Origin of the sequence: Candidatus Amarolinea dominans (assembly GCF_016704685.1) — a bacterium.
Lineage (GTDB): Bacteria > Chloroflexota > Anaerolineae > SSC4 > Amarolineaceae > Amarolinea > Amarolinea dominans.
Genome location: NZ_JADIZS010000029.1, coordinates 18,928 through 37,199, shown reverse-complemented (window position 1 = coordinate 37,199; position 18,272 = coordinate 18,928). Strand labels below are relative to the sequence as shown.

General features: G+C 63.8%; 17 protein-coding genes. 6 read left to right on the top strand and 11 right to left on the bottom strand.

Annotated features, from left to right (window positions below):
• Positions 1–181 precede the first annotated feature (181 nt).
• Entirely contained in the window at positions 182–541 is a 360-nt protein-coding gene (locus tag IPF85_RS18560; protein WP_343409548.1) for a LysM domain-containing protein, read from the top strand.
• A 128-nt stretch (positions 542–669) separates the two neighbouring features.
• On the opposite strand, the gene IPF85_RS18555 is transcribed toward IPF85_RS18560, so the two are convergent.
• Positions 670–1,860: a hypothetical protein gene (locus IPF85_RS18555; RefSeq protein ID WP_343409547.1), complete on the bottom strand. Its 1,191-nt coding sequence runs from the start codon at positions 1,858–1,860 to the stop codon at positions 670–672.
• 154 nt (positions 1,861–2,014) lie between these two features.
• On the opposite strand from IPF85_RS18555, the gene IPF85_RS18550 reads away from it, so the two are divergent.
• Positions 2,015–2,632 (top strand): CBS domain-containing protein, encoded by a 618-nt coding sequence (locus tag IPF85_RS18550; protein WP_343409546.1) that lies wholly within the window; start codon positions 2,015–2,017, stop codon positions 2,630–2,632.
• 47 nt (positions 2,633–2,679) lie between these two features.
• Here IPF85_RS18550 and IPF85_RS18545 read toward each other — a convergent pair whose 3' ends face one another.
• Positions 2,680–2,994, bottom strand: a complete 315-nt coding sequence (locus IPF85_RS18545) for a hypothetical protein (protein ID WP_343409545.1) — start codon at positions 2,992–2,994, stop codon at positions 2,680–2,682.
• Between the two features lie 112 nt (positions 2,995–3,106).
• A complete protein-coding gene (glgB, locus tag IPF85_RS18540; RefSeq protein WP_343409544.1) occupies positions 3,107–5,347 on the bottom strand; it encodes a 1,4-alpha-glucan branching protein GlgB in 2,241 nt (746 codons plus the stop codon).
• 206 nt (positions 5,348–5,553) lie between these two features.
• Here glgB and IPF85_RS18535 point away from each other — a divergent pair, with 206 nt between their 5' ends.
• A complete protein-coding gene (locus IPF85_RS18535) occupies positions 5,554–6,975 on the top strand; it encodes a glycosyltransferase family 39 protein (protein WP_343409543.1) in 1,422 nt (473 codons plus the stop codon).
• A gap of 7 nt (positions 6,976–6,982) precedes the next feature.
• On the opposite strand, the gene IPF85_RS18530 is transcribed toward IPF85_RS18535, so the two are convergent.
• From IPF85_RS18530 to IPF85_RS18510, 5 genes are all read right to left on the bottom strand, one after another.
• Positions 6,983–7,660: an acyltransferase gene (locus IPF85_RS18530; RefSeq protein WP_343409542.1), complete on the bottom strand. Its 678-nt coding sequence runs from the start codon at positions 7,658–7,660 to the stop codon at positions 6,983–6,985.
• A gap of 173 nt (positions 7,661–7,833) precedes the next feature.
• On the bottom strand, positions 7,834–8,802 hold the full coding sequence (locus IPF85_RS18525; protein ID WP_343409541.1) for an NAD-dependent epimerase/dehydratase family protein: 969 nt from the start codon (positions 8,800–8,802) through the stop codon (positions 7,834–7,836).
• Positions 8,803–8,848: 46 nt separating this feature from the next.
• The gene (locus tag IPF85_RS18520) at positions 8,849–10,228 is read right to left on the bottom strand and encodes a radical SAM protein (RefSeq protein WP_343409540.1); all 1,380 of its coding nucleotides are present in this window, start codon (positions 10,226–10,228) and stop codon (positions 8,849–8,851) included.
• A gap of 34 nt (positions 10,229–10,262) precedes the next feature.
• Positions 10,263–10,928, bottom strand: a complete 666-nt coding sequence (locus IPF85_RS18515) for a cation diffusion facilitator family transporter (RefSeq protein ID WP_343409539.1) — start codon at positions 10,926–10,928, stop codon at positions 10,263–10,265.
• The gene (locus tag IPF85_RS18510) at positions 10,858–11,256 is read right to left on the bottom strand and encodes a cation transporter (RefSeq protein WP_343409538.1); all 399 of its coding nucleotides are present in this window, start codon (positions 11,254–11,256) and stop codon (positions 10,858–10,860) included. The genes IPF85_RS18515 and IPF85_RS18510 overlap by 71 nt, the downstream gene beginning before the upstream one ends.
• 21 nt (positions 11,257–11,277) lie before the next feature.
• On the opposite strand from IPF85_RS18510, the gene IPF85_RS18505 reads away from it, so the two are divergent.
• Positions 11,278–11,829, top strand: coding sequence for a hypothetical protein (locus IPF85_RS18505; RefSeq protein ID WP_343409537.1), 552 nt, complete (start codon positions 11,278–11,280; stop codon positions 11,827–11,829).
• 25 nt (positions 11,830–11,854) lie between these two features.
• Here IPF85_RS18505 and IPF85_RS18500 read toward each other — a convergent pair whose 3' ends face one another.
• Together IPF85_RS18500 and IPF85_RS18495 are read right to left on the bottom strand one after the other, a co-directional pair.
• Positions 11,855–12,421 (bottom strand): class I SAM-dependent methyltransferase, encoded by a 567-nt coding sequence (locus IPF85_RS18500; protein ID WP_343409536.1) that lies wholly within the window; start codon positions 12,419–12,421, stop codon positions 11,855–11,857.
• Positions 12,422–12,431: 10 nt separating this feature from the next.
• A complete protein-coding gene (locus tag IPF85_RS18495; protein ID WP_343409535.1) occupies positions 12,432–13,508 on the bottom strand; it encodes a zinc ribbon domain-containing protein in 1,077 nt (358 codons plus the stop codon).
• Between the two features lie 100 nt (positions 13,509–13,608).
• Between IPF85_RS18495 and IPF85_RS18490 the strand changes: the two genes are divergently transcribed.
• Positions 13,609–14,769 carry a hypothetical protein gene (locus IPF85_RS18490; protein WP_343409534.1) on the top strand — a complete coding sequence of 387 codons (1,161 nt, stop codon included), beginning with the start codon at positions 13,609–13,611 and terminating at the stop codon, positions 14,767–14,769.
• A 33-nt stretch (positions 14,770–14,802) separates the two neighbouring features.
• Here IPF85_RS18490 and IPF85_RS18485 read toward each other — a convergent pair whose 3' ends face one another.
• Positions 14,803–16,188: a carboxypeptidase-like regulatory domain-containing protein gene (locus IPF85_RS18485; RefSeq protein WP_343409533.1), complete on the bottom strand. Its 1,386-nt coding sequence runs from the start codon at positions 16,186–16,188 to the stop codon at positions 14,803–14,805.
• Positions 16,189–16,471: 283 nt separating this feature from the next.
• Between IPF85_RS18485 and fdrA the strand changes: the two genes are divergently transcribed.
• Positions 16,472–18,193, top strand: coding sequence for an acyl-CoA synthetase FdrA (gene fdrA, locus IPF85_RS18480; protein WP_343409532.1), 1,722 nt, complete (start codon positions 16,472–16,474; stop codon positions 18,191–18,193).
• Positions 18,194–18,272 lie beyond the last annotated feature (79 nt).

Here is an 18,272-nt window from a genome sequence, read left to right as displayed (position 1 = left end):
AAAGTCGCCTGTCCAGAATCGTCACGTTATCGTCACGTAGCGACAACGAGCGATTCTTGCGTTTAGGCGGGTTTTGCGCTATGATTTCGTTGATTGTACGTGTTGCTCAGAATTGGATCGTTGGAAATTTCATTCCTTTAGTAAGACCCGCCTGCTTTTGGTGTGAATGAGGAGGAATGCCGTGAAGCCCACCCGAAATCATCTTGTATCCTTGTTGATCGCCGTCATGATCGTCGGTGTGCAATTCGCCTGGCATACCACGGAAGCGCAAGCCAGCTCTGCCTCCGCTGGAACTGGCCCCACTACCTACTTTGTCAAGAAGGGCGATACTCTGACGAGCATCGCGAAGCGTTATGGCGTCACCATCCAGGCCATTGCGAAGTTGAATGGCATCAAGAGCACCAGCAAGATCCTTGTTGGGCAAAAGCTGCGCATTCCGAGCAAGACACCCGTAGCCACCCCGATGCCACTTGCCACCTCTGTCCCGTCGGCAACACGAGAGCTACCCTCCGTCTTGCCAACCGGGCGCCCCAACAATTGATTGATCCATAGACAGCGCTGTGATTGCAAAGACCGCTCCGTGCGTCGGAGCGGTCTTTTTCGTCTGCGTCAACGGCCACGGGGCAGAGGGTCTGTTGTTTGAGCCATGGTTTCTGCATAAGTATTACCTCACTCCATCTCTGGCGAGCCGGGCCACAGGTTCTCGATCTTGATCGGATTTCCGTTGACGAAGACCCGCGTCCCCTTCCAGGTATGCACCCGGTCGAAGAGGACCCAAAACCGGTTCAGATCCCGACGCTGATACACATTGCGGTAGACGATCTCGCGGTTTTCATCCAGAAGCTTGATGAAACCAGGGTGACGGCGGGCCAGGGTCACAGTTGAGTTCAGCTTTTCGGACGCTGATTCGCCAAATTCCAGCACCACATACCAGCCGCGGTCCGCCCAGGCTGTGCCGGCCGGGGTAACAGCCCGCGGGCGCTCGGTGAAGTGCCCACCCAGTTGCGCGCTGCGCTCCGCGGCCTGCAGAAGATCGTTCATCGCCCGTTCGAAGCCAGGGTTGCTGCACATATCAATCGCCTGCACGCTAAAACACAAGCTGGGATTGATGAGTTGAATCTGCATGGGGCGCTGTTCGGCGCGCAGGGCGCTGACTTGTTGGTTCAGCCAGGTGTGGCCGGTCGCGGCCAGCTCTGCGGTCACGGCTTGCTCCACCTCTTGTGGATGCTGGCGCGCCCAGGTGCTCCAGTTGTAGCGAAAGAAGCGCCCCAGGCCCAGGGCTTGACCGGCGCTCAAGGGCACGCCCAGTTCGTTCTGCAAAGAGAGCAGCATTCCCATTTGCCACGATCCCAGGCTGCCCTGATTGACGACCCATGCGAACAACTCAGCCTGACGATAGAGCCAGGCGCCGATGGCCAGACCGTAAGCCACAAACTCACGCACAGACAGGGCGCGGTGGTGCTCCAACAGCCAGCGCATCTCCTGCAGCGCAGCCAGCGCGTGCGTGTCGAACAGCGCTGTTTCCAGTTGTTGCACATAGAGCACGGTGTAGCCGACAGGCAGATGCCCCTCGTGCGTGCGCAGCCAGTTCCAAAAAAACCAGCGCTGCTCTGCCGAAAGATTGTGGAACGCGGGCCGATAGCTTGGTTCCGGCACGGCATGTCCGCCACTCGGCGCCTGCAAGGGTAAGTCAGGGTCAATCATGCTCAGGTCAGGCCCGATCGTATCCAGCAGCATAATGGCAGAGCGATGCTCACGCCACGCGTGGCGCAATTGCTGAGCGGCCGTCAGGTGACGCCCCTTGAAGCGCAAGAAAGGCAGCGCGAGTTCGTCCCACGGTGTGCGAGTCTGGTTTGGCATGACCTGAGTATAGCACGACCGGCAGTCAGCAGCAAGGGCCGGTGTCCGCAGGGCTTACATGTCGCGTCGCGCCATGCCAGCTTGACACCAGGGGCCGGGCGGCGTATCATAAAACTGTGACTTCTTGCGTAGTTTGCCTGAGGGAGGAAACATCATGTACGTGCGTAATCTGATGAGCCAGCCGGTCATTACTGCGACGACAGACACCGGCGCGGGCCTGGCCCTGCAACTGATGCGTGAAAAAATCATCCGCCGCCTGCCCATTGTAGACAACGAAGGACGCCTGGTCGGCATCGTGAACGACCGCAGCCTGCTGCGTCTGCTGGCAGAGCCGCGACGTCATCGCAGCGACCCCCTGCCAACGGTTGGCCGCGTCATGTCGGCCCCGGTGTTTACGGTGACACCAGACCTGCCGCTGGAGGAGGCCGCCTCGCTCATGGCTGACAAACGCGTGGGCGCTCTGCTGGTGGTGGAAGACGAGAAACCAATCGGTATCTTGACCGACCGCGATCTGTACCGCGTGTTTTTTGATCTGTTGGGCGGTCGCGATCCCGGACTGCGGGTCACACTGCGGGCGCCCGCCAACGTTGATATTCTGGCCGATGTCGCGATTGCCGTTTCCAACGCCGGCGGCGCGCTGCGCAGTTTTGGCAGTGTCACCCATCAGGATGAAACGCTCATGGTGTTGAAGGTCAAATATATCAACGAGGATGAACTACGCATGCTCCTGCGCGATTTCCCGGTGGAGATCGAGAGTGTGCGCCAGGCCTGAAAAACCAGGAGGGGGCGTCAGCAACGCCCCCTCCTGCGGCGCCGGCGCTAATCTTCGGCCAGTTGGCCCGGCATTTCCACCCGCACAATGTCTCCGTGCAGGTTGATGATGACACGAAAGCCCAACATCCCCAGCCATGATTTGGTCTCGTCGGGCAGGGTGTGATCGAGCACCTGGTCCATGTTCTTGATCGAAGCGTCCACGGCCGCTTTGGTAAACAGGTCATCGCGCCCCAGCATCTGCAAGGCGCTGCTGACGGCGAGGTCGTGATGGGCCTCGATTTCGTCCCGCAGCATGTGCAACACCTGCTGATCTACCTGGCGCGCCGCGATGTGGCGTCGAAAACCTGCATCGAGCACCACATAGAAGGCCCTCATCCCCAATGACGACCGCGTCCACCGGCCGGCCATCTTCATCCTGAATCAAGCCGGCAAAAAATGCGCCAGGCATAGATCGTTCTCCTTTCGTAACTGCTCAGGCATCCGGCGCGCTGATGACCGGTTCTTGTGCAGGCGTCTTGAGGATGACCACACCCAGCGGCGGAATGGTCAACAAGACAGAGTGCGGGCGCTTGTCCCACGCTATTGGATCCGAGGGCACGCCGCCATTGTTGCCCACATTGCTGCCACCGTACGGGACGGCATCAGAGTTGAAAACCTCGGTATAGAAGCCCGCAAACGGCACACCAACCCGGTACCCGCTGCGGGGCACCGGCGCGAAGTTACAGACAACTACCAGACGCTGATTGGAATCTGCCGCGCGGCGCTCGAAGGCAATGATGGATTTGTCTATATCGTGAAAGTTGATCCACTCGAAGCCTTCCCACGAAAAATCTACCTGGTGCATGGCCGGCTCTGATTGGTACAGATGATTCAAGTCGGCCACAAACTGTTGCAGTTGTTTGTGCAAGCCGGACTCGGCCAGGTGCCAATCAAGACTGTGATCGTGGTCCCACTCGTGCCATTGGCCAAACTCACCGCCCATGAAGAGCAGCTTCTTGCCGGGATGGGTGTACATGTACGCGTAGAGTGCGCGCAGGCTGGCGAATCGTTGCCAATCATCGCCTGGCATCTTGGTCACCATGGCTTTTTTCAGATGTACCACTTCGTCGTGCGAGAAGGGCAGGATGAAATTCTCACTAAAGGCGTACATCAAAGAAAAAGTGATGCTGTGGTGGTGGAAGCGCCGGAAGACGGCGTCCATCTCCATGTAGTCGAGCATGTCGTGCATCCAGCCCATGTTCCACTTGAGATCGAAGCCGAGACCGCCCACGTAACCGGGCCGGGTGACCAGCGGCCATGAGGTTGACTCCTCGGCCATGGTCAAGACATCCGGGAATTCCTTGTGGACCTGCTCGTTGAAGCGACGGATGAAATCAACCGCTTCCAGATTCTCGCGCCCACCATATTGATTGGGAAGCCAGTCGCCCCCCTCCCGGCCGTAGTCCAGGTAGAGCATCGAAGCCACCGCGTCCACGCGCAACCCGTCAATGTGATATTTGTCCAGCCAGTAGAGCGCGTTGGAGATGAGAAAATTGCGCACCTCGTTGCGCCCAAAGTTGAAGATATTAGTGCCCCACTGCGCGTGTTCGCCCCGCCGCGGGTCCGCATGCTCGTACAGGTGCGTCCCGTCGAAATAAGCCAGGCCATGCGAATCTTTGGGGAAGTGAGCCGGCACCCAGTCCAGGATGACGCCGATCCCGTTTTGATGCAGATGATCTACAAAATACATGAAGTCGGTCGGCGTACCAAAACGGCTGGTCGGCGCAAAATAGCCGACGACCTGGTAGCCCCACGAGCCATCGAAGGGGTGTTCGGCCACAGGCAGCAGTTCGATATGGGTGTAGCCAAGTTTCTTGACATACGCCGCCAGCTTATGCGCCAGGTCGCGATAGTTCAGGAAATCGTTAGTCTCCGGCGCGCGCTGCCACGAGCCCAGGTGTACTTCATAGATGGCCATGGGGGCGGTCAAGGCGTTGTGCTGGCGGCGGTTGGCCGCCCAGTCGTCATCACCCCATTCGTAATGCTCAATGTCGAATACGACTGAGCCGGTGTTGGGGCGCCGTTCCGCGTAAACGCCGTACGGGTCCGACTTATCGCCGGTGAAGCCCATGTAGCGGGACTTGATCTCGTATTTGTAGACCTCGCCTTGCACCAGGCCAGGCACGAACAACTCCCACACGCCCAACTGCCCCCGCAGTTGCAGCGGGTGAGTTCGTCCGTCCCACTGATTGAAATTGCCCTTGACGCTGACCCGTTCGGCATTGGGCGCCCAGACCGCAAAATGCACGCCTTGCACACCAGCCACTGTGCGCAGATGGGCGCCCAGCTTCTCGTACGTCCGAAAATGCGTGCCCTCGCCCAACAAGTGCAGATCGAACTCCGTCAGTTGCAGAGGGTACGCGTACGGGTCCTCGATGTCCACCTCACTGCCATCGTGGCCGACCAGGTGCAGATAGTAAGGGAAAATCTCCGCGCTATCTGCAAACACGGCCTCGAAGAAGCCGACGTCGTTCAGTTTCTGCATCGCCGTGCTCTGCGTGGGGTCGTCTTTGGCAACCACCCACACCTGCGCCTCCAGCGGGCGGAAGGCGCGAATGGCCACCGCCTGACGCCCAGCGCCCAGGTCCTTCACGTGAGGCCCCAGCACGTCCAGCGGTGCGCCATGATAAGCAAACACAATCGCATCTATTTCGCCGTCCAATACGGTTTTCATGATTCTGTTTCGTCTCCTCTCATCACCCTTTTGCCAGGCGGTGACGTGTTGCGTCCTGAGTCATTGTACCCGATTTTCGCGTCCCCTTCAACTCAGTCGTTTGCCGCGCATAATCGCCTGTGTTATACTGCGCCAACCGAGCTGCGGTGCCTGTCTGCGCAGGCAAATCTATGGGGGATGCGCGAAGCCACTTGAAGAAGCAGACCATGCTTTGGCACAGAGCCATTGTGCTGACCTACCTGGTCATTGGCGTTCTGTTTGCGGTCTACACCCCAGCCTGGCAGGCGCCGGATGAGCCGGCCCATTACAACTACATCCACGTTGTGGCCACGCAGGGCGTGCTGCCGGTGCTGCAGGCGGGCGATTACAACCAGGCCGAGCAGACCGCGGCAATCGTCGCCCGCTTTGGTCCCGGCACTTCCATCGAGGCTTTCCGCTACGAATTCCATCAGCCGCCGCTCTATTACGTCCTGGCTGCGCCGCTCTTTCGCCTGACCGGCGGCGCCCTGCTGCCGTTACGCCTGTTCTCCGTTTTCCTGGGTGGATTGCTCTTGTTGGTGGTCCACCGCGCCGCCATGCTGATCGTGCGCCCGGCCATCGCCCTGGGCGCCATGGCCTTCGTCGCCTTCTTGCCCATGCACATCGCCATGCTGGCCGCGGTCAACAACGACAGCCTGGCGGAGCTGTTGATTGCCATCATGCTCTGGCAATGCCTGCGCCTGTTGATCCGCCCCGCGCCAGGGACGCTGTGGCCCTGGCTGTGGCTGGGCATCGTCACCGGCCTGGGGCTGATCACCAAGAGCACCGTCTACGCCATGCTGCCCCTGCTTGGGGTGACGCTGCTGCTGGCCTGGCGTGATAGTCATCGTCATGATCCAACCTGGCGCCGGGCTGCCAGCCTGACCTTCGCTGTGACGCTGCCGCTGCTCCTGCTGGCGCTGCCCTGGTGGGTGCGCAACCTGGCCGTTTATGGCGGCGCCGACTTCCTCGGCCTCAACCGGCACGAGGACATCGTGCTCGGACAACTGCGCACGAGTGAATTTCTCGCGCAGGAGGGTTGGGTCAGCCTGGGCACGCGTTTCGTCACCTGGACGTTCCGCTCCTTCTGGGGTCAATTTGGCTGGATGAGCGTCCTGCTCGACAGCCGTATCTACACCGCGCTGCTCATCCTCAGCCTGGCGGCCGGCGTAGGCGCAGGCTGGGCGCTGTGGCGCGCCTGGCGGCCGGGCGCCGGACGCCGGGCGCTCTTGATCCTGACCCTGGCCATGCTGGGCGCGGTGGGCGGCTATCTCTGGTACAACCTGGGCTTCGTACAGCACCAGGGGCGCTATCTCTTCTCCGCGCTGCTGCCGGCGGCGTTGGGCCTGAGCGCAGGACTGGCCGCGCTGGCGCAACCCAGCGCCAGTCGCACAGCGGCCGCCCTGGCCGCGGGTGGCCTGCTCCTGAGCCTGGCCGTGGCGCCCGGCCGTTGGACGCTGCTGCTGTGGGCGGCGGCGGTCATTCTGCTGGCGCTGCTGCCCCGCCTGCAACGCTGGCACGGTCTGCTCTACCGCGCCGTGTTCGCCGGGCTGGCCGGGCTGTGCCTTGTCAGCCTCTTCTGGTTCATCGTGCCACAGCTACGGCTCTGAGGATGCGCTACGACGGCCGACTGCCAACGACCCGCGCCGGCACGCCCACCGCAATCGCGTAGGGCGGCACGTCCCCGGTGACCACCGCGCCGGCGCCAATCACCGCGCCGCGGCCGATGGTCACACCATCCAGCACAATCACCCCCAGGCCCAGCCAGGCATCATCTTCGATCACGATCGGCCCCTTGCTTGCCAGCGGTTGATTCTTGATCGGCTGCGTCCGTTCGGCAAAGGTGTGTTGGTACGGGCTGAACGCACACTGCGGCGCAATTTGCACCTGGTTGCCGATGCGCAGATCGGCCACAAAGCCCTTGAGATTGCAGGCGCCCTGGATGTGGCTATCGCGGCCGATGACCACGCTGCCGCCGGCGCCGATCTCGATGACGGTGCCACGGTGCAGCGAGGAAAATTCGCCCACTTCGACCCGGCCCCCGTCATCGTGCGCGTAAATGGTCACGTCGTCATCAATGAAAGCATGGCGCCCCACGCGTAGATCAGCACAGCGAATCTGCGCCAGCGGCGAGATGAAGGGCCGCGGCGTCAGGTTGGCGAGCAGTTTGCGGTCCTTGTACACGCCGCCCAACAGCCAGACCGCCAGCCGCGTCGCCAGGCGGCCGCCGCCGGTTGGCCCGGAAACAGCCATCAGCCTGCGCAGCATCGGTTCCTTCACGCGCCAGGGTAACAAAGCGTCCTCTCCTTGTAGATCGTTCGCGCCGCAAGCCGTAGGTCACGCCTCCGGCGTGACAACGCCGTCCGCGGCAAATCATGCTTCGGTGCGCCAACGCCGCAAGCCGTAGGCTTGCATTACAACCCTTGCGTCCCTGCGCCGTGGCGTCCTTGCGTTGAAATCCGCACCCATCAAACCATGCCGCTGGCCCGATACCAGGCCACGGCCGTCTGAAAGGCCTCCAGCAGCGGGCCTGGCGTCCAGTGCAGTTCGGCCAGGGCGCGGGCGGGGTCGCAGGTCAGCGCGGCGGGGCGGGCCGCGGCCGGCACTGTGACCGGAGACGCGACCGGCCGCAGCAGCCCGGTCAGCCGCGCGCGCCAGCCCTGGGCCGGGCGCGGGGGCGGCTGTCCGCTGGCCGCCTGCAGCAGGGCCAGGAAACCGGTCAGGTCGAGATTGCCGGCCGGATGCCCCAGGATGTAGCGCCGGCCGATCTGGCCGTGCGCGGCCGCCAGCAGGTGACCGCGGGCGATGTCATCCACGCCGCAAAAGTTGATGCCGCCGGCCAGGAAGCCCGGCATCTGTCCGCGCAAATAGGCCAGGATGCGGCCGCCGGTGGCGGTGGGGCGCCAATCGCCCATGCCTACGGGCGCAGTGGGGTGAACGACCACCACGGCCGCGTCGCCGGCCGCGGCCGCCGCCAGTGCCAACTGCTCGCCCCGCCACTTGGAGAGAACGTAATGACTGGCGCTCCCCTCCAGGTTGAAGGCCACGTCCTCAGTGGGAAGATCGTCTGCAGCCGGCGGCCGGCCAATCGTGCCGATGGTGCTGGTATGCACGAAACGCTCGACGCCGGCCGCGGCCGCAGCTTGCAGCAGATGGCGCGTGCCCTCCACATTGACGGCATAGAGCAGGTCACCATCGGCCGGATTGGCGCTGTAGAGCGCCGCCAGGTGATACACGTGCGTGCAGCCGAGCAGCGCCGCGGGCAGACTGGCCGGTGTACGCACATCGCCCTCGCAGACCTCCACCGCCAGCCCGGCCAGATTGCGCCGATCGCTGCCGGGGCGCAGCAGCACACGCACCGCGATGTCAGCGCGCAGAAGCGCCCGCACCACCGCGGCCCCTACAAATCCGTTGCCCCCCGTGACCAAAGCGATCATGTGAATTGCCATTCTTGAGATGACGCGCACGCGCCCTGCCGCCGGCCTAGGAGAGCCGTCGCCCGCGCCGCGCCGATACCTGATAGGAGCGTCCGCCGTTCCAGCCCAGGAGCGAAGCCAACTTGCTGCCGATGCCTTGCGGGGGCGGTGGTTCGCCCTGCAAGCTCTGCCATTCACGCTGCAACTCGAGGATTTCGCTGCGCGTCAAGGGGCGGGCGCCGGGACGGCTGTTCAGGTTGGCGCCCAGGCCATCCTGCTCCAGTCGCACACCGGCATACGGCCGATAGGCCTTGATGCTGAGCAGGGGCGGGCGCACGCTGGCCAGGAACTCACGGGTTTGCGCACGAGCGCCGTAAGTTTCGCCGGGCAGGCCCACCATGACGAACAGCCGGCAGGCGATACGCACCTGCGCGGCGGCATCCAGCACTTCCAACACCTGGTCGCGGTAATCGTCGGCGGTTTGCCGGGGATGCAGGCGCCCCATCAACTCCAGCATCTCATCATCCACCGTTTCCAGGCCGATCTTGATGGTGGTGCAGCCGGCGCCAGCCATCTGCCGCAGCAGGGCCAGATCGAAATGCTCCGGCCTTGATTCGCACTCCCAGTTGATCTTGAGCCGACGTGCAAGACGTGCAATGAGGGCTGCGCAGAAAGCCTCGGTCCAGGCACGATCGGCCGCAAAGACGATGTCACGAAAGAGGTAGCGTGCTTTGGGGAAGGTCTGCTGCAGCCAGGCCAGCTCGTCCACGACAGCTTGCACGGGGCGCACCTGGCGGCCGTGGCCTTCGACGGCGACGTAGGGGCAATAGGCGCAGTCGTCATCGCAGCCGCTCCCTGCGCGCAGGGTCAGGAAGGGGTAGCGATCGTGCGGCAGCAGTTCCCATGCCGGCCGCGGCAACGTCGTCAGGTCGGCCCTGGGCAGCGCGGGGCCGGCGACCCACTCGCCGTCACTCTCGTCGTCAGCGGATGCTGTGGCCAGCGCTTGCAGCGTGCGCAAGACGGCCGTCTCCGGTGCGCCCAGGGCCACGGCGGTCACACGACACTGCTCCATGACGGTCTGGCCGATGAAACGCATGGCCGAGCCAAAGGCAACGACATCCACATCGGTATCGGCCAGCAGATGTTGGCAGAAATCTACGTCAACGGTCAGCGTCGCCTGGCTCATCAGCACGCCGATCTGCAGATCGGTTGCGCGGGGAGGCACGCGTGCCAGGGTGGCCGCCACATCGAGCTTCTCGGCCACGGCATCCACACAGGTGACGCTATAGCCGGCCTGGCGCAGCACCGCGGCCACGGTGGCGATGGTTTGCGGCGGATAGTAAAAATCATCCGCGTGCGGGCCGATGACACCCAGACCGGCGGAACCTTCACGGTTCGCAGTCTTGCCCGCAGGGCCAGGTGGGTTGATCAAAAGAACATGGGACATACGGGACCCCTTCCCGAAGCGAAAAATGGGCCGTTCACTGCGCGTGGTGCGCGGTGATGGCGTGGTGGATCCAGGAATCGGCGCCTGGCTGCGGCCGGGGGTCCACATGGACGATCATGGTGCGCAGCCGCGGCAGCGCATGAAACAGCCCGTGGCGCACCTCTTCGGCAATCGTATGACTGGCCTGCGTAGCCAGGTTACCATCCACCTCGATGTGCAGCTCGCCCCACAGCGCGTGACCCACCCAGCGCAGACGCGGCTCATGCACCGCTTCGACGCCGGGCACCCGGCTGGCAACTTTTTCCACGGTATCCACCATCGCCGGGTCCACTGCATCCATCAGGCGCAGCCACATGGTGCGGGCCGCGTCACGCACGATGAACAGGATCGCCACCCCGATCAACGCGCCGATCAGCGGGTCGGCCAGGGGAAAGCCCAGCCAGGCGCCAATGGCGCCCACCAGCACCGCCAGCGAGGTCAACCCGTCGGTGCGTGCATGCAGGCCATCGGCCACCAGCGCGGCCGAGCCGATGCGGCGTCCGGTACGAATGCGCACGTATGCGGCCAACTCGTTGCCAATAAAACCGATAATGGCCGCGGCCGCCACCCAGCCCAGGTTGCGCATCGGTTCAGGGTGGATCAGCTTCTGCCACGTTTCGTAGAAGATGACCAGCGCACTGCTGAAGATCACCAGCACCACAAACGCGCCGGCCCGGATCCTCGGCCTTGCCATAGCGATAGGTGAAGCCGCGCGAGGGCTGACGCCGGTTGAGGGCAAAGGCCAACCACAGCGGCACGGCGGTAGTGGCATCGGCAAAATTGTGAATGGTATCGGCCAGCAGCGCCACGCTGCCGCTGATGGCCACGATCACAACCTGCATCACTGCGGTCAGGAGCAGGCTGACCAATGACCACTGCAAGGCGCGGATACCCTCCCGGCTCGTCGTCAAGACAGAATCAGAAACCAGTTCACCCCCGCCGTCCCCGTGGCCGTGCATGTGAAAGACCGTCTGAATGAAGCCCCACACGCCTCCCCCATGACTGTGCCCATGCTCGTCACCGTGGGCATGACCGGCATCCTGCCCGGCGTGATCGTGGGCATGCCCGGCCTCCTGCCCGGCGTCACCGTGGGCATGCCCGGCCTCCTGCCCGGCGTCACCGTGGGCATGCCCGGCCTCCTGCCCGGCGTCACCGTGGGCATGCCCGGCCTCCTGCCCGGCGTGACCGTGGGCATGCCCGGCATCCTGCCCGGCGTGATCATGGGCATGCCCGGATTCCGCAGCCGTTATCCGGGAAACCTGTTTTGTCATCGTGAACCGGCGGCCCGTTTTTCCACCCTCGCGGCCCTGTCCAAGATCGCTCGCGCCTTCGTGATCCTCTCCGTGCTGACTCATTTCGACCCTCTCCCTCAGCTCATTCAGATTGAAATTGTACCCGATCCGTATCCCGGCCTGCGCCCCACTCGCTTCAACCGTAGGTCACGCCTCCGGCGTGACGACGCCGTCTGCGACAAATCATGCTCCGGTGCGCCAACACCGCAAGCCTCCGGCTTGCGTTACAGCCCTGGCGCCCGCCCCTGCGCCCTGGCGTCTTTGCGTTGAAAACGCCGCAAGCCTCCGGCTTACGTTACCGCTTCGTCGCCACCAGGCTGGCCACTGGCCGCGGCGAGTCGCAGCCGGCCTCGATCCATGCCTCGCGGTAAACTTGAACCTCCAGACCCGGAAAGCCCTGGCGCAGTTCGCCCGGCGAAAGCAGGAATTCGGGAGACATTTCCGGGCGCACCTGGCGCACGGCCTGCGTGAGGGTTTCGCAGATCAGCACGCCGCCGGGACGCAGCGCCTGCACCAACTGCGGCCACAGATCACGCTGCAGGTAATAGAAATTCACGATGACATCGAACGAATTCGCCGGCAGGGTGAAGACCGTCAGGTCGGCGATCACGGCTTGCAGGCCGGGATGGCGAGCGAGGGCCTGGCGCACCGCCACCTCGCTGATATCCACGCCGATGACGCGCAGGCCATGCGCCAACAGCCAGCCCGCGTTGGCCCCCAGGCCCATCGCCACATCGAGCGCCAGGCCGTGGGTGGGCAGCCAGACGCTTTGCTCGACCAGAAAGGCGCGCGGCTGATCAAAACCGGCGTGTTGTCCGCTGCGGTAGCGCTCGTTCCAACGCTGGGCGTCGGTCGCTGGCATGGTCCCCTCCTCAGGGCGCCGGCTGCAGGTCCGTGATGTCGCCGAAGCCGTTGACGGTCAGGCTCCAGCGGCTGCCGGGCGCAAACTGGGCGAACTCATCCGCGTTGTCCGGTGTATAGGTGATCTGCTGGCCATCGTCGCTGAAAAGCACCGAGTAGCGCTCGCTGCGTTCTCCTTCCCGTTCATCCTGCGCCGCCAGTGTCTGTGGCCAGGCAGGTGACAGATCCGCGCCCTCGGCCACCACCGTGTTGATAATCGTCCAGGTCAACGACTGGTACTCGCACCATTGGTCGTAGACGTTATACTGACAGTCCTGCACCACCTTGCCGAAACCGCTGCCCTGGTCAAGCACATACGGTGTACCACAGACCTTCTCGGCATTGGCCGCCGGTTCTGCCTGCGTATAGCGCACCCGCGCCTCGCACGTGGCGATGTCCGCGCCAGACGGCACCGCATCCTGCCAGGTGCTGGCAGTTACCGGGCGCAGGCCCAGGATGGCAACCGTGCGCTGCCATTGCACGCTCTCCACCGTGGCCACGGTTTCGGTGCGGCGGCTGCCCATGGCGCTGAACAGGATCATGCCCAGCACGCACAAACCGATGACCGCCGCGACCGCCAGCCACAGCCAGCGCGGATTGGCCGGCTGCGCGGGGCGCGCGGTCACGGATGCTGGCGCCGCCGCCAGGTTGCCGTTACACTGTTTGCACTTGGTGGCGCCGGTGGGGTTCATGGCGCCGCAGAAGGGGCAAGCCATCTCCGGCAGCGGCGCCGTTTGCAGCGCGCCCACCGCCTGGCCGCTGCTGCGCGCCTTGCCCTGGGTGAGATCAGCGCTGCACTGTTTGCAGGTCTTCGCATCGGCCGCATTGCGCGTGCCGCAAAAGCCACACGCAATATCCGGGCCTAGCACTGCGCGAGCCAGCTTACCCTGGTCCTGCAACAACTCCTGCTGCGCCGGCAGCTCGAAGGCCGCATCGGACGCCATGGCCGCGCCGCAACTGGCGCAGGTCTTACGTTCGCCGGGGTTACGCCGGCTGCACTGCCGGCACGTCCATTCAAGCTCAACATAACCAACTGTTTCTTGCGTCATCCTTGTGCATCCTGTGCTTGAGTGACTATTGCACGTCTATCGTTCGCGTTGTATGATGGCGCTGGCATCGTTTTTTGATATTTCGCCACGGAGGTGATTCATGCGCTTACGACAGATCCTGTGTGGTCTCATATTCCTGATGTGTCTTGTGACCCTCGCGCTCCCGGCCAGGCCGGCCGCCGCTGCCGGAACCTGCCCGGATTTCAACCATGACGGCAGCGTTGACGTCAACGATGTCACGAATATCGCAGCGCGCTGGGCCACAGCGTCCGCCGATCCCCGCTTCGATCGTGATGGCGATGGCAGCATTTCCGTCACCGACATTCAGCAGGTCGCCGTGCGCTGGCACGAACTCTGTACTCCCCTGAGCACCTGCCCCTTCTTCCCGCCAGACAATATCTGGAATACCCCGGTGGACACCTTGCCGCTGGATGCCCACTCCCAGGCCTACATCAATTCGATCGGCCCCACCACGGGAATGCACCCTGATTTCGGCGCCGCTCTCTGGCAGGGTGCGCCCATCGGCATCCCGTTCACCACCGTACCCGGCAGCCAACCCCTGGCGCCCATCACCTTCATCTGGTATCCCGAAGAGAGCGACCCTGGTCCCTATCCCATTCCGCCCGATGCGCCCATCGAAGGCGGGCCGAACAGCACGGGCGACCGGCACGTGCTGGTGGTTGAGCACGATACGTGTCATCTGTACGAATTGTACTACGCCTGGCCCCGTTCTGGCAATCGGTGGGATGCCGGTAATGGCGCGGTTTTCAACCTGCTGGCGCACAACCTGCGCCCGGACACCTGGACATCGGCCGACGCCGCGGGACTTCCCGTGCTGCCGGGATTAGTTAGCTACGATGAGGTGGCAGCCGGCGAGATTACCCATGCGCTGCGTTTTACGGTGCAAAACTCACAGCGCGCCTACGTCTGGCCGGCGCGTCATTATGCCTCCAGTTCCACCAATCCGGCCTATCCGCCGATGGGTCAGCGTTTCCGCCTGAAGGCCAACTTCGACATCAGCGCCTTTTCAGCCAGCAACCGCGTCATTCTCACCGCGCTCAAGCGCTACGGCATGATGATGGCCGACAACGGCAGCAACTGGTACCTCTCCGGCACGCCCGATGCGCGCTGGGACGATGACGATCTGCACCAACTGCAGACGGGCGTGCATGGCGCTGACTTCGAGGCGGTGAACGTCTCCTCCCTGATGCTTGATCCCGACTCCGGCCAGGCCCTGCCGCCCCCGCCCGCTTATCCGTAACCGCACGGTCATTCTATCTCTTGCCCTCTGCCCCTACTGACCATGCTGAAAGATGACCTCGTACGAATGGTGTCCCCAGTTGTTACCCCCGCAGTTGTCAATGGTGGGCGGGGTCATGCTGCTCAAGTAAGGGGTTACGCCGGAGGGGCCGGCCAGCACCTGCACCGTGAATTCCTGGCGCCCCGGCAGGTTGTAATCAATGTAGCCGGCCGGCTTGTAGATGTCCGCGCCGGTCAGCTTGTCCTCCTCGAAGCCGCCCTGTTCATGAAAACGAACCGGCGTGCCGCGGCGCTGCGTGCCATCGGCCTCGATGACCCACACGCGCAGGTTGTGATTCAGGTGGTTGTCCTGGCACGAGATGTAGCGCGTGGAAACCAGCGTGTAATCCGGGAAGGTGGTCTGTGCCTGGAAATTCACCGTCAACCACTGATGGCCGTTGACACAGTCGTCGCTGGTAGGGATGCCCGGCGCATCCACACTGTTCAAGGAATCCAGAAAACCAATCTGGCCCACGAGAGGAGAGAGCAGGCGCTCGCGGCTATCCACCACGGCAACCTGCCAGCGTCCGGCCAGGGGCGCGGCCGGGTCAAGCAGCGCCCGCCAGCGCCCGTCTGCGCCGGTGACAACGGTCATCTGCGGGCCGCCGGGCAGAGCGGACCACACTGCAACGCGTACACCGGCTTGCGGCGCTCCACCAGCAGCGACCACGCGGCCCTGCAAGCCGGTTGATGTGCAGGCTGTCGCGCCGATGATGATGCCCGTGGCTTGGTACTGCCAGGTTGGGTCACCGAGCGGCGTGGTCACCCAGGGCAAGAAGGTGCGCAGCGTGCGGCCGGTGCGCTCCAGCGTCACATCATCTACGAAGACCAGGCCGTGCGGCCCGACCGCCGCTTGCTCCACCTTGACGAAAACCGTGGTCTGCGTGGCGGCGGCAGTGGCCGTCACCGTCAGCGTGGCCCACGCGCCTGCGCTGCCGGCGCTGCTCCAGACCACCGAAGGCGCCAGGGGATCGCTGCCGCCGAGGGGATCCAGGCCGATCGTCCGGGTGATGCCATCCACGCTGGCCGGCGGGTAGACGCGGGCCGTGGCGCGCAGGCTGTCCTGGGGCAGCAGATCGCCCGTCACCGTTTGCGCGATGCCTGCGACATAGGCGCCGGTATCGGCCGCCAACACCTGCCAACGGTTGAGCGGCGGCTCCACCTGGCCGGCCTGAAAAGCCAGCGTGCCGGTGATGACAAAGGGCGTCCAGTGGTTGCCCACCATGCCGGCCACACCCACGACGGTGACAGGGTTGAAACCGGCTTCGAAATTGCCGTTGAGCAAGGGCAGCGGCACGTCAGCCGCAGGCATGACCCCTGCCGAGGCGGGCAGCAGTTGGAGCAACACGAACAGACTAAGGACAAAACGGATCGTTGTCATGGGTACACTCCTGCAAGGATTTGTGACAGTCATCCTGGGGAACAGGCTTGTGGCTGGTCACAGCATAGCACGCGCGCAACGCTCTGTCAAGAGCGCAAAATTCGAGTGCGATTTATCCCAGATTGACACTCGCGCGAGAAAATGTTATACTGGCAGTGACCTGGAAGGACGCCTACAATCGTTCTTTCCTGGCCAACCGCCCGCTCCACATGCCAGACAAGCGTTGATTGACCACACCCCTCTCGTGTCTCCATCGGCTTGTGTGCGCGCAGACGAGGTGTCTATGGCAGAGACCAGAGTCGAAGTCCGTTCGGGAGTCTACTACGATTCGGTGATCTTGATGCAGTTGCAGCGCGCCCTCGCAGTGCTTCCGGGAATCATCGAAGCAGGCGTGGTGATGGGAACGCCCGCCAACAAAGAGTTACTCTCTCAAACCAACCTGTTGCCGGCCGAAGCGGCCGCAGCCAAGCCCGACGACCTGGTGATCGTCGTGGCTGCGCAAGACGCGGCCGCGGCTGGCGCAGCCCTCGCGCAAGTCAACGAGCTCCTGACCCACCGCCGCACGACGCTCGAACAGGAATATCGCCCGCAAAGCCTGGAGGTGGCCGCGCAAGCCCTGCCCGCTGCTGCCTGGGTGTTGGTTTCCGTCGCCGGGCGTTATGCAGCCGGAGTGGCTCGCCAGGCGCTGGGATTGGGCAAACACGTCTTTCTGTTCAGCGACAACGTTCCGGTCGAAGATGAAATCGCGCTGAAGCAGATGGCCGCCGCCGGGGGCCTGGTCGTCATGGGCCCGGACTGCGGCACGGCCCTCATCGGCGGTGTCGGCCTGGGGTTTGCCAACCACGTGCGCCCCGGGCCGATCGGGGTTGTGGCCGCCGCCGGCACCGGCCTGCAGCAGGTGACCGCGCGCATCCATCAGCTTGGCGGCGGCGTCAGCCACGGCATCGGCACCGGCGGTCGTGACCTGACTGAGGCCGTGGGCGCGATCACCTTCCGCCAGGGCATTGACCTCCTCAACCGCGACCCGCAGACCAGGGTCATCGTACTGGTCTCCAAGCCGCCCGCGCCCGCCGTGGCCGCGCAGATGCTGCACCTGGCCCGCGCGGCGACCAAACCGGTGGTCGTGGCCTTCGTCGGGCGGCCGCCCATCGCCGCGCAGGTGGGCAATCTGCATTTTGCCGCCGGGCTGGATCACGCCGCAGAGATCGCCGTGGGCCTGCTGGACCAGGCCGAGACGCCGCAGGACCGCCATGCAATCGAGCAATTTGCCCCCAGCCAGCGCTATTTGCGTGGGCTCTTCTCTGGCGGCACGCTGGCTTACGAGGCGCAGCACCTGCTGGCTGATTATCTGCCGGCCGTGTGGGCCAACGCGCCGCTGAACAAGGCCTACAAACTGCCGAACGCCCTGCACAGCCAGGAGCACACCATCGTTGACCTGGGCGAAGACGAGTTTACCGTCGGGCGCCTGCACCCCATGCTGGACAACGAACTGCGCATCCGCCGGCTGCTGCAAGAGGCCCAGGACCCGGAAACGGCCGTGATCTTGCTGGATGTGGTGCTCGGCTACGGGGCGCATCCCAACCCGGCCAGCGAACTGGCCCCGGCCATCGCCCAGGCCCGCCAACTGGCCGCCGACGCTGATCGCCACCTGGCGGTGGTGGCGGTTGTCACCGGAACCGACGCCGATCCGCAAAACCTGGACGGGCAGATCGAGCAGTTGCGCGGCGCGGGCGCATGGGTCACCACCAGCAATGAGGCGGCAGCGCGCCAGGCTGGACAACTGCTGCTGCCGCTCGTCACTCCCTCCGTCCGGTCAGGACTGCCGCCGGTGAACCTGACCCTGCTGGGACAACCGCTGGCCGCGATCAATGTGGGGCTGGAGTCATTTGCTGACAACCTCAAGCTGCAAGGAGCGTCCGTGATTCATGTGGACTGGCGCCCACCGGCCGGCGGCAACGAACGGCTGGCAGGCATCCTGGCGAGGATGAAGAAGACCTCAGCCTGAGAAGATAGAAGATAGAAGATAGAAGATAGAAGATAGAAGATAGAAGATAGAAGATAGAAGATAGAAGATAGAAGATAGA

What these genes read in the sequence shown, in the direction of transcription:
- IPF85_RS18555 (WP_343409547.1), bottom strand. Translation starts at nt 1,860, where the DNA reads ATGCCAAACCAGACTCGCACACCGTGGGACGAACTCGCGCTGCCTTTC.
- IPF85_RS18550 (WP_343409546.1), top strand. Translation starts at nt 2,015, where the DNA reads ATGTACGTGCGTAATCTGATGAGCCAGCCGGTCATTACTGCGACGACA.
- glgB (WP_343409544.1), bottom strand. Translation starts at nt 5,347, where the DNA reads ATGAAAACCGTATTGGACGGCGAAATAGATGCGATTGTGTTTGCTTAT.
- IPF85_RS18535 (WP_343409543.1), top strand. Translation starts at nt 5,554, where the DNA reads ATGCTTTGGCACAGAGCCATTGTGCTGACCTACCTGGTCATTGGCGTT.
- IPF85_RS18525 (WP_343409541.1), bottom strand. Translation starts at nt 8,802, where the DNA reads ATGATCGCTTTGGTCACGGGGGGCAACGGATTTGTAGGGGCCGCGGTG.
- IPF85_RS18520 (WP_343409540.1), bottom strand. Translation starts at nt 10,228, where the DNA reads ATGTCCCATGTTCTTTTGATCAACCCACCTGGCCCTGCGGGCAAGACT.
- IPF85_RS18505 (WP_343409537.1), top strand. Translation starts at nt 11,278, where the DNA reads ATGCTCGTCACCGTGGGCATGACCGGCATCCTGCCCGGCGTGATCGTG.
- IPF85_RS18500 (WP_343409536.1), bottom strand. Translation starts at nt 12,421, where the DNA reads ATGCCAGCGACCGACGCCCAGCGTTGGAACGAGCGCTACCGCAGCGGA.
- IPF85_RS18495 (WP_343409535.1), bottom strand. Translation starts at nt 13,508, where the DNA reads ATGACGCAAGAAACAGTTGGTTATGTTGAGCTTGAATGGACGTGCCGG.
- IPF85_RS18490 (WP_343409534.1), top strand. Translation starts at nt 13,609, where the DNA reads ATGCGCTTACGACAGATCCTGTGTGGTCTCATATTCCTGATGTGTCTT.
- IPF85_RS18485 (WP_343409533.1), bottom strand. Translation starts at nt 16,188, where the DNA reads ATGACAACGATCCGTTTTGTCCTTAGTCTGTTCGTGTTGCTCCAACTG.
- fdrA (WP_343409532.1), top strand. Translation starts at nt 16,472, where the DNA reads ATGGCAGAGACCAGAGTCGAAGTCCGTTCGGGAGTCTACTACGATTCG.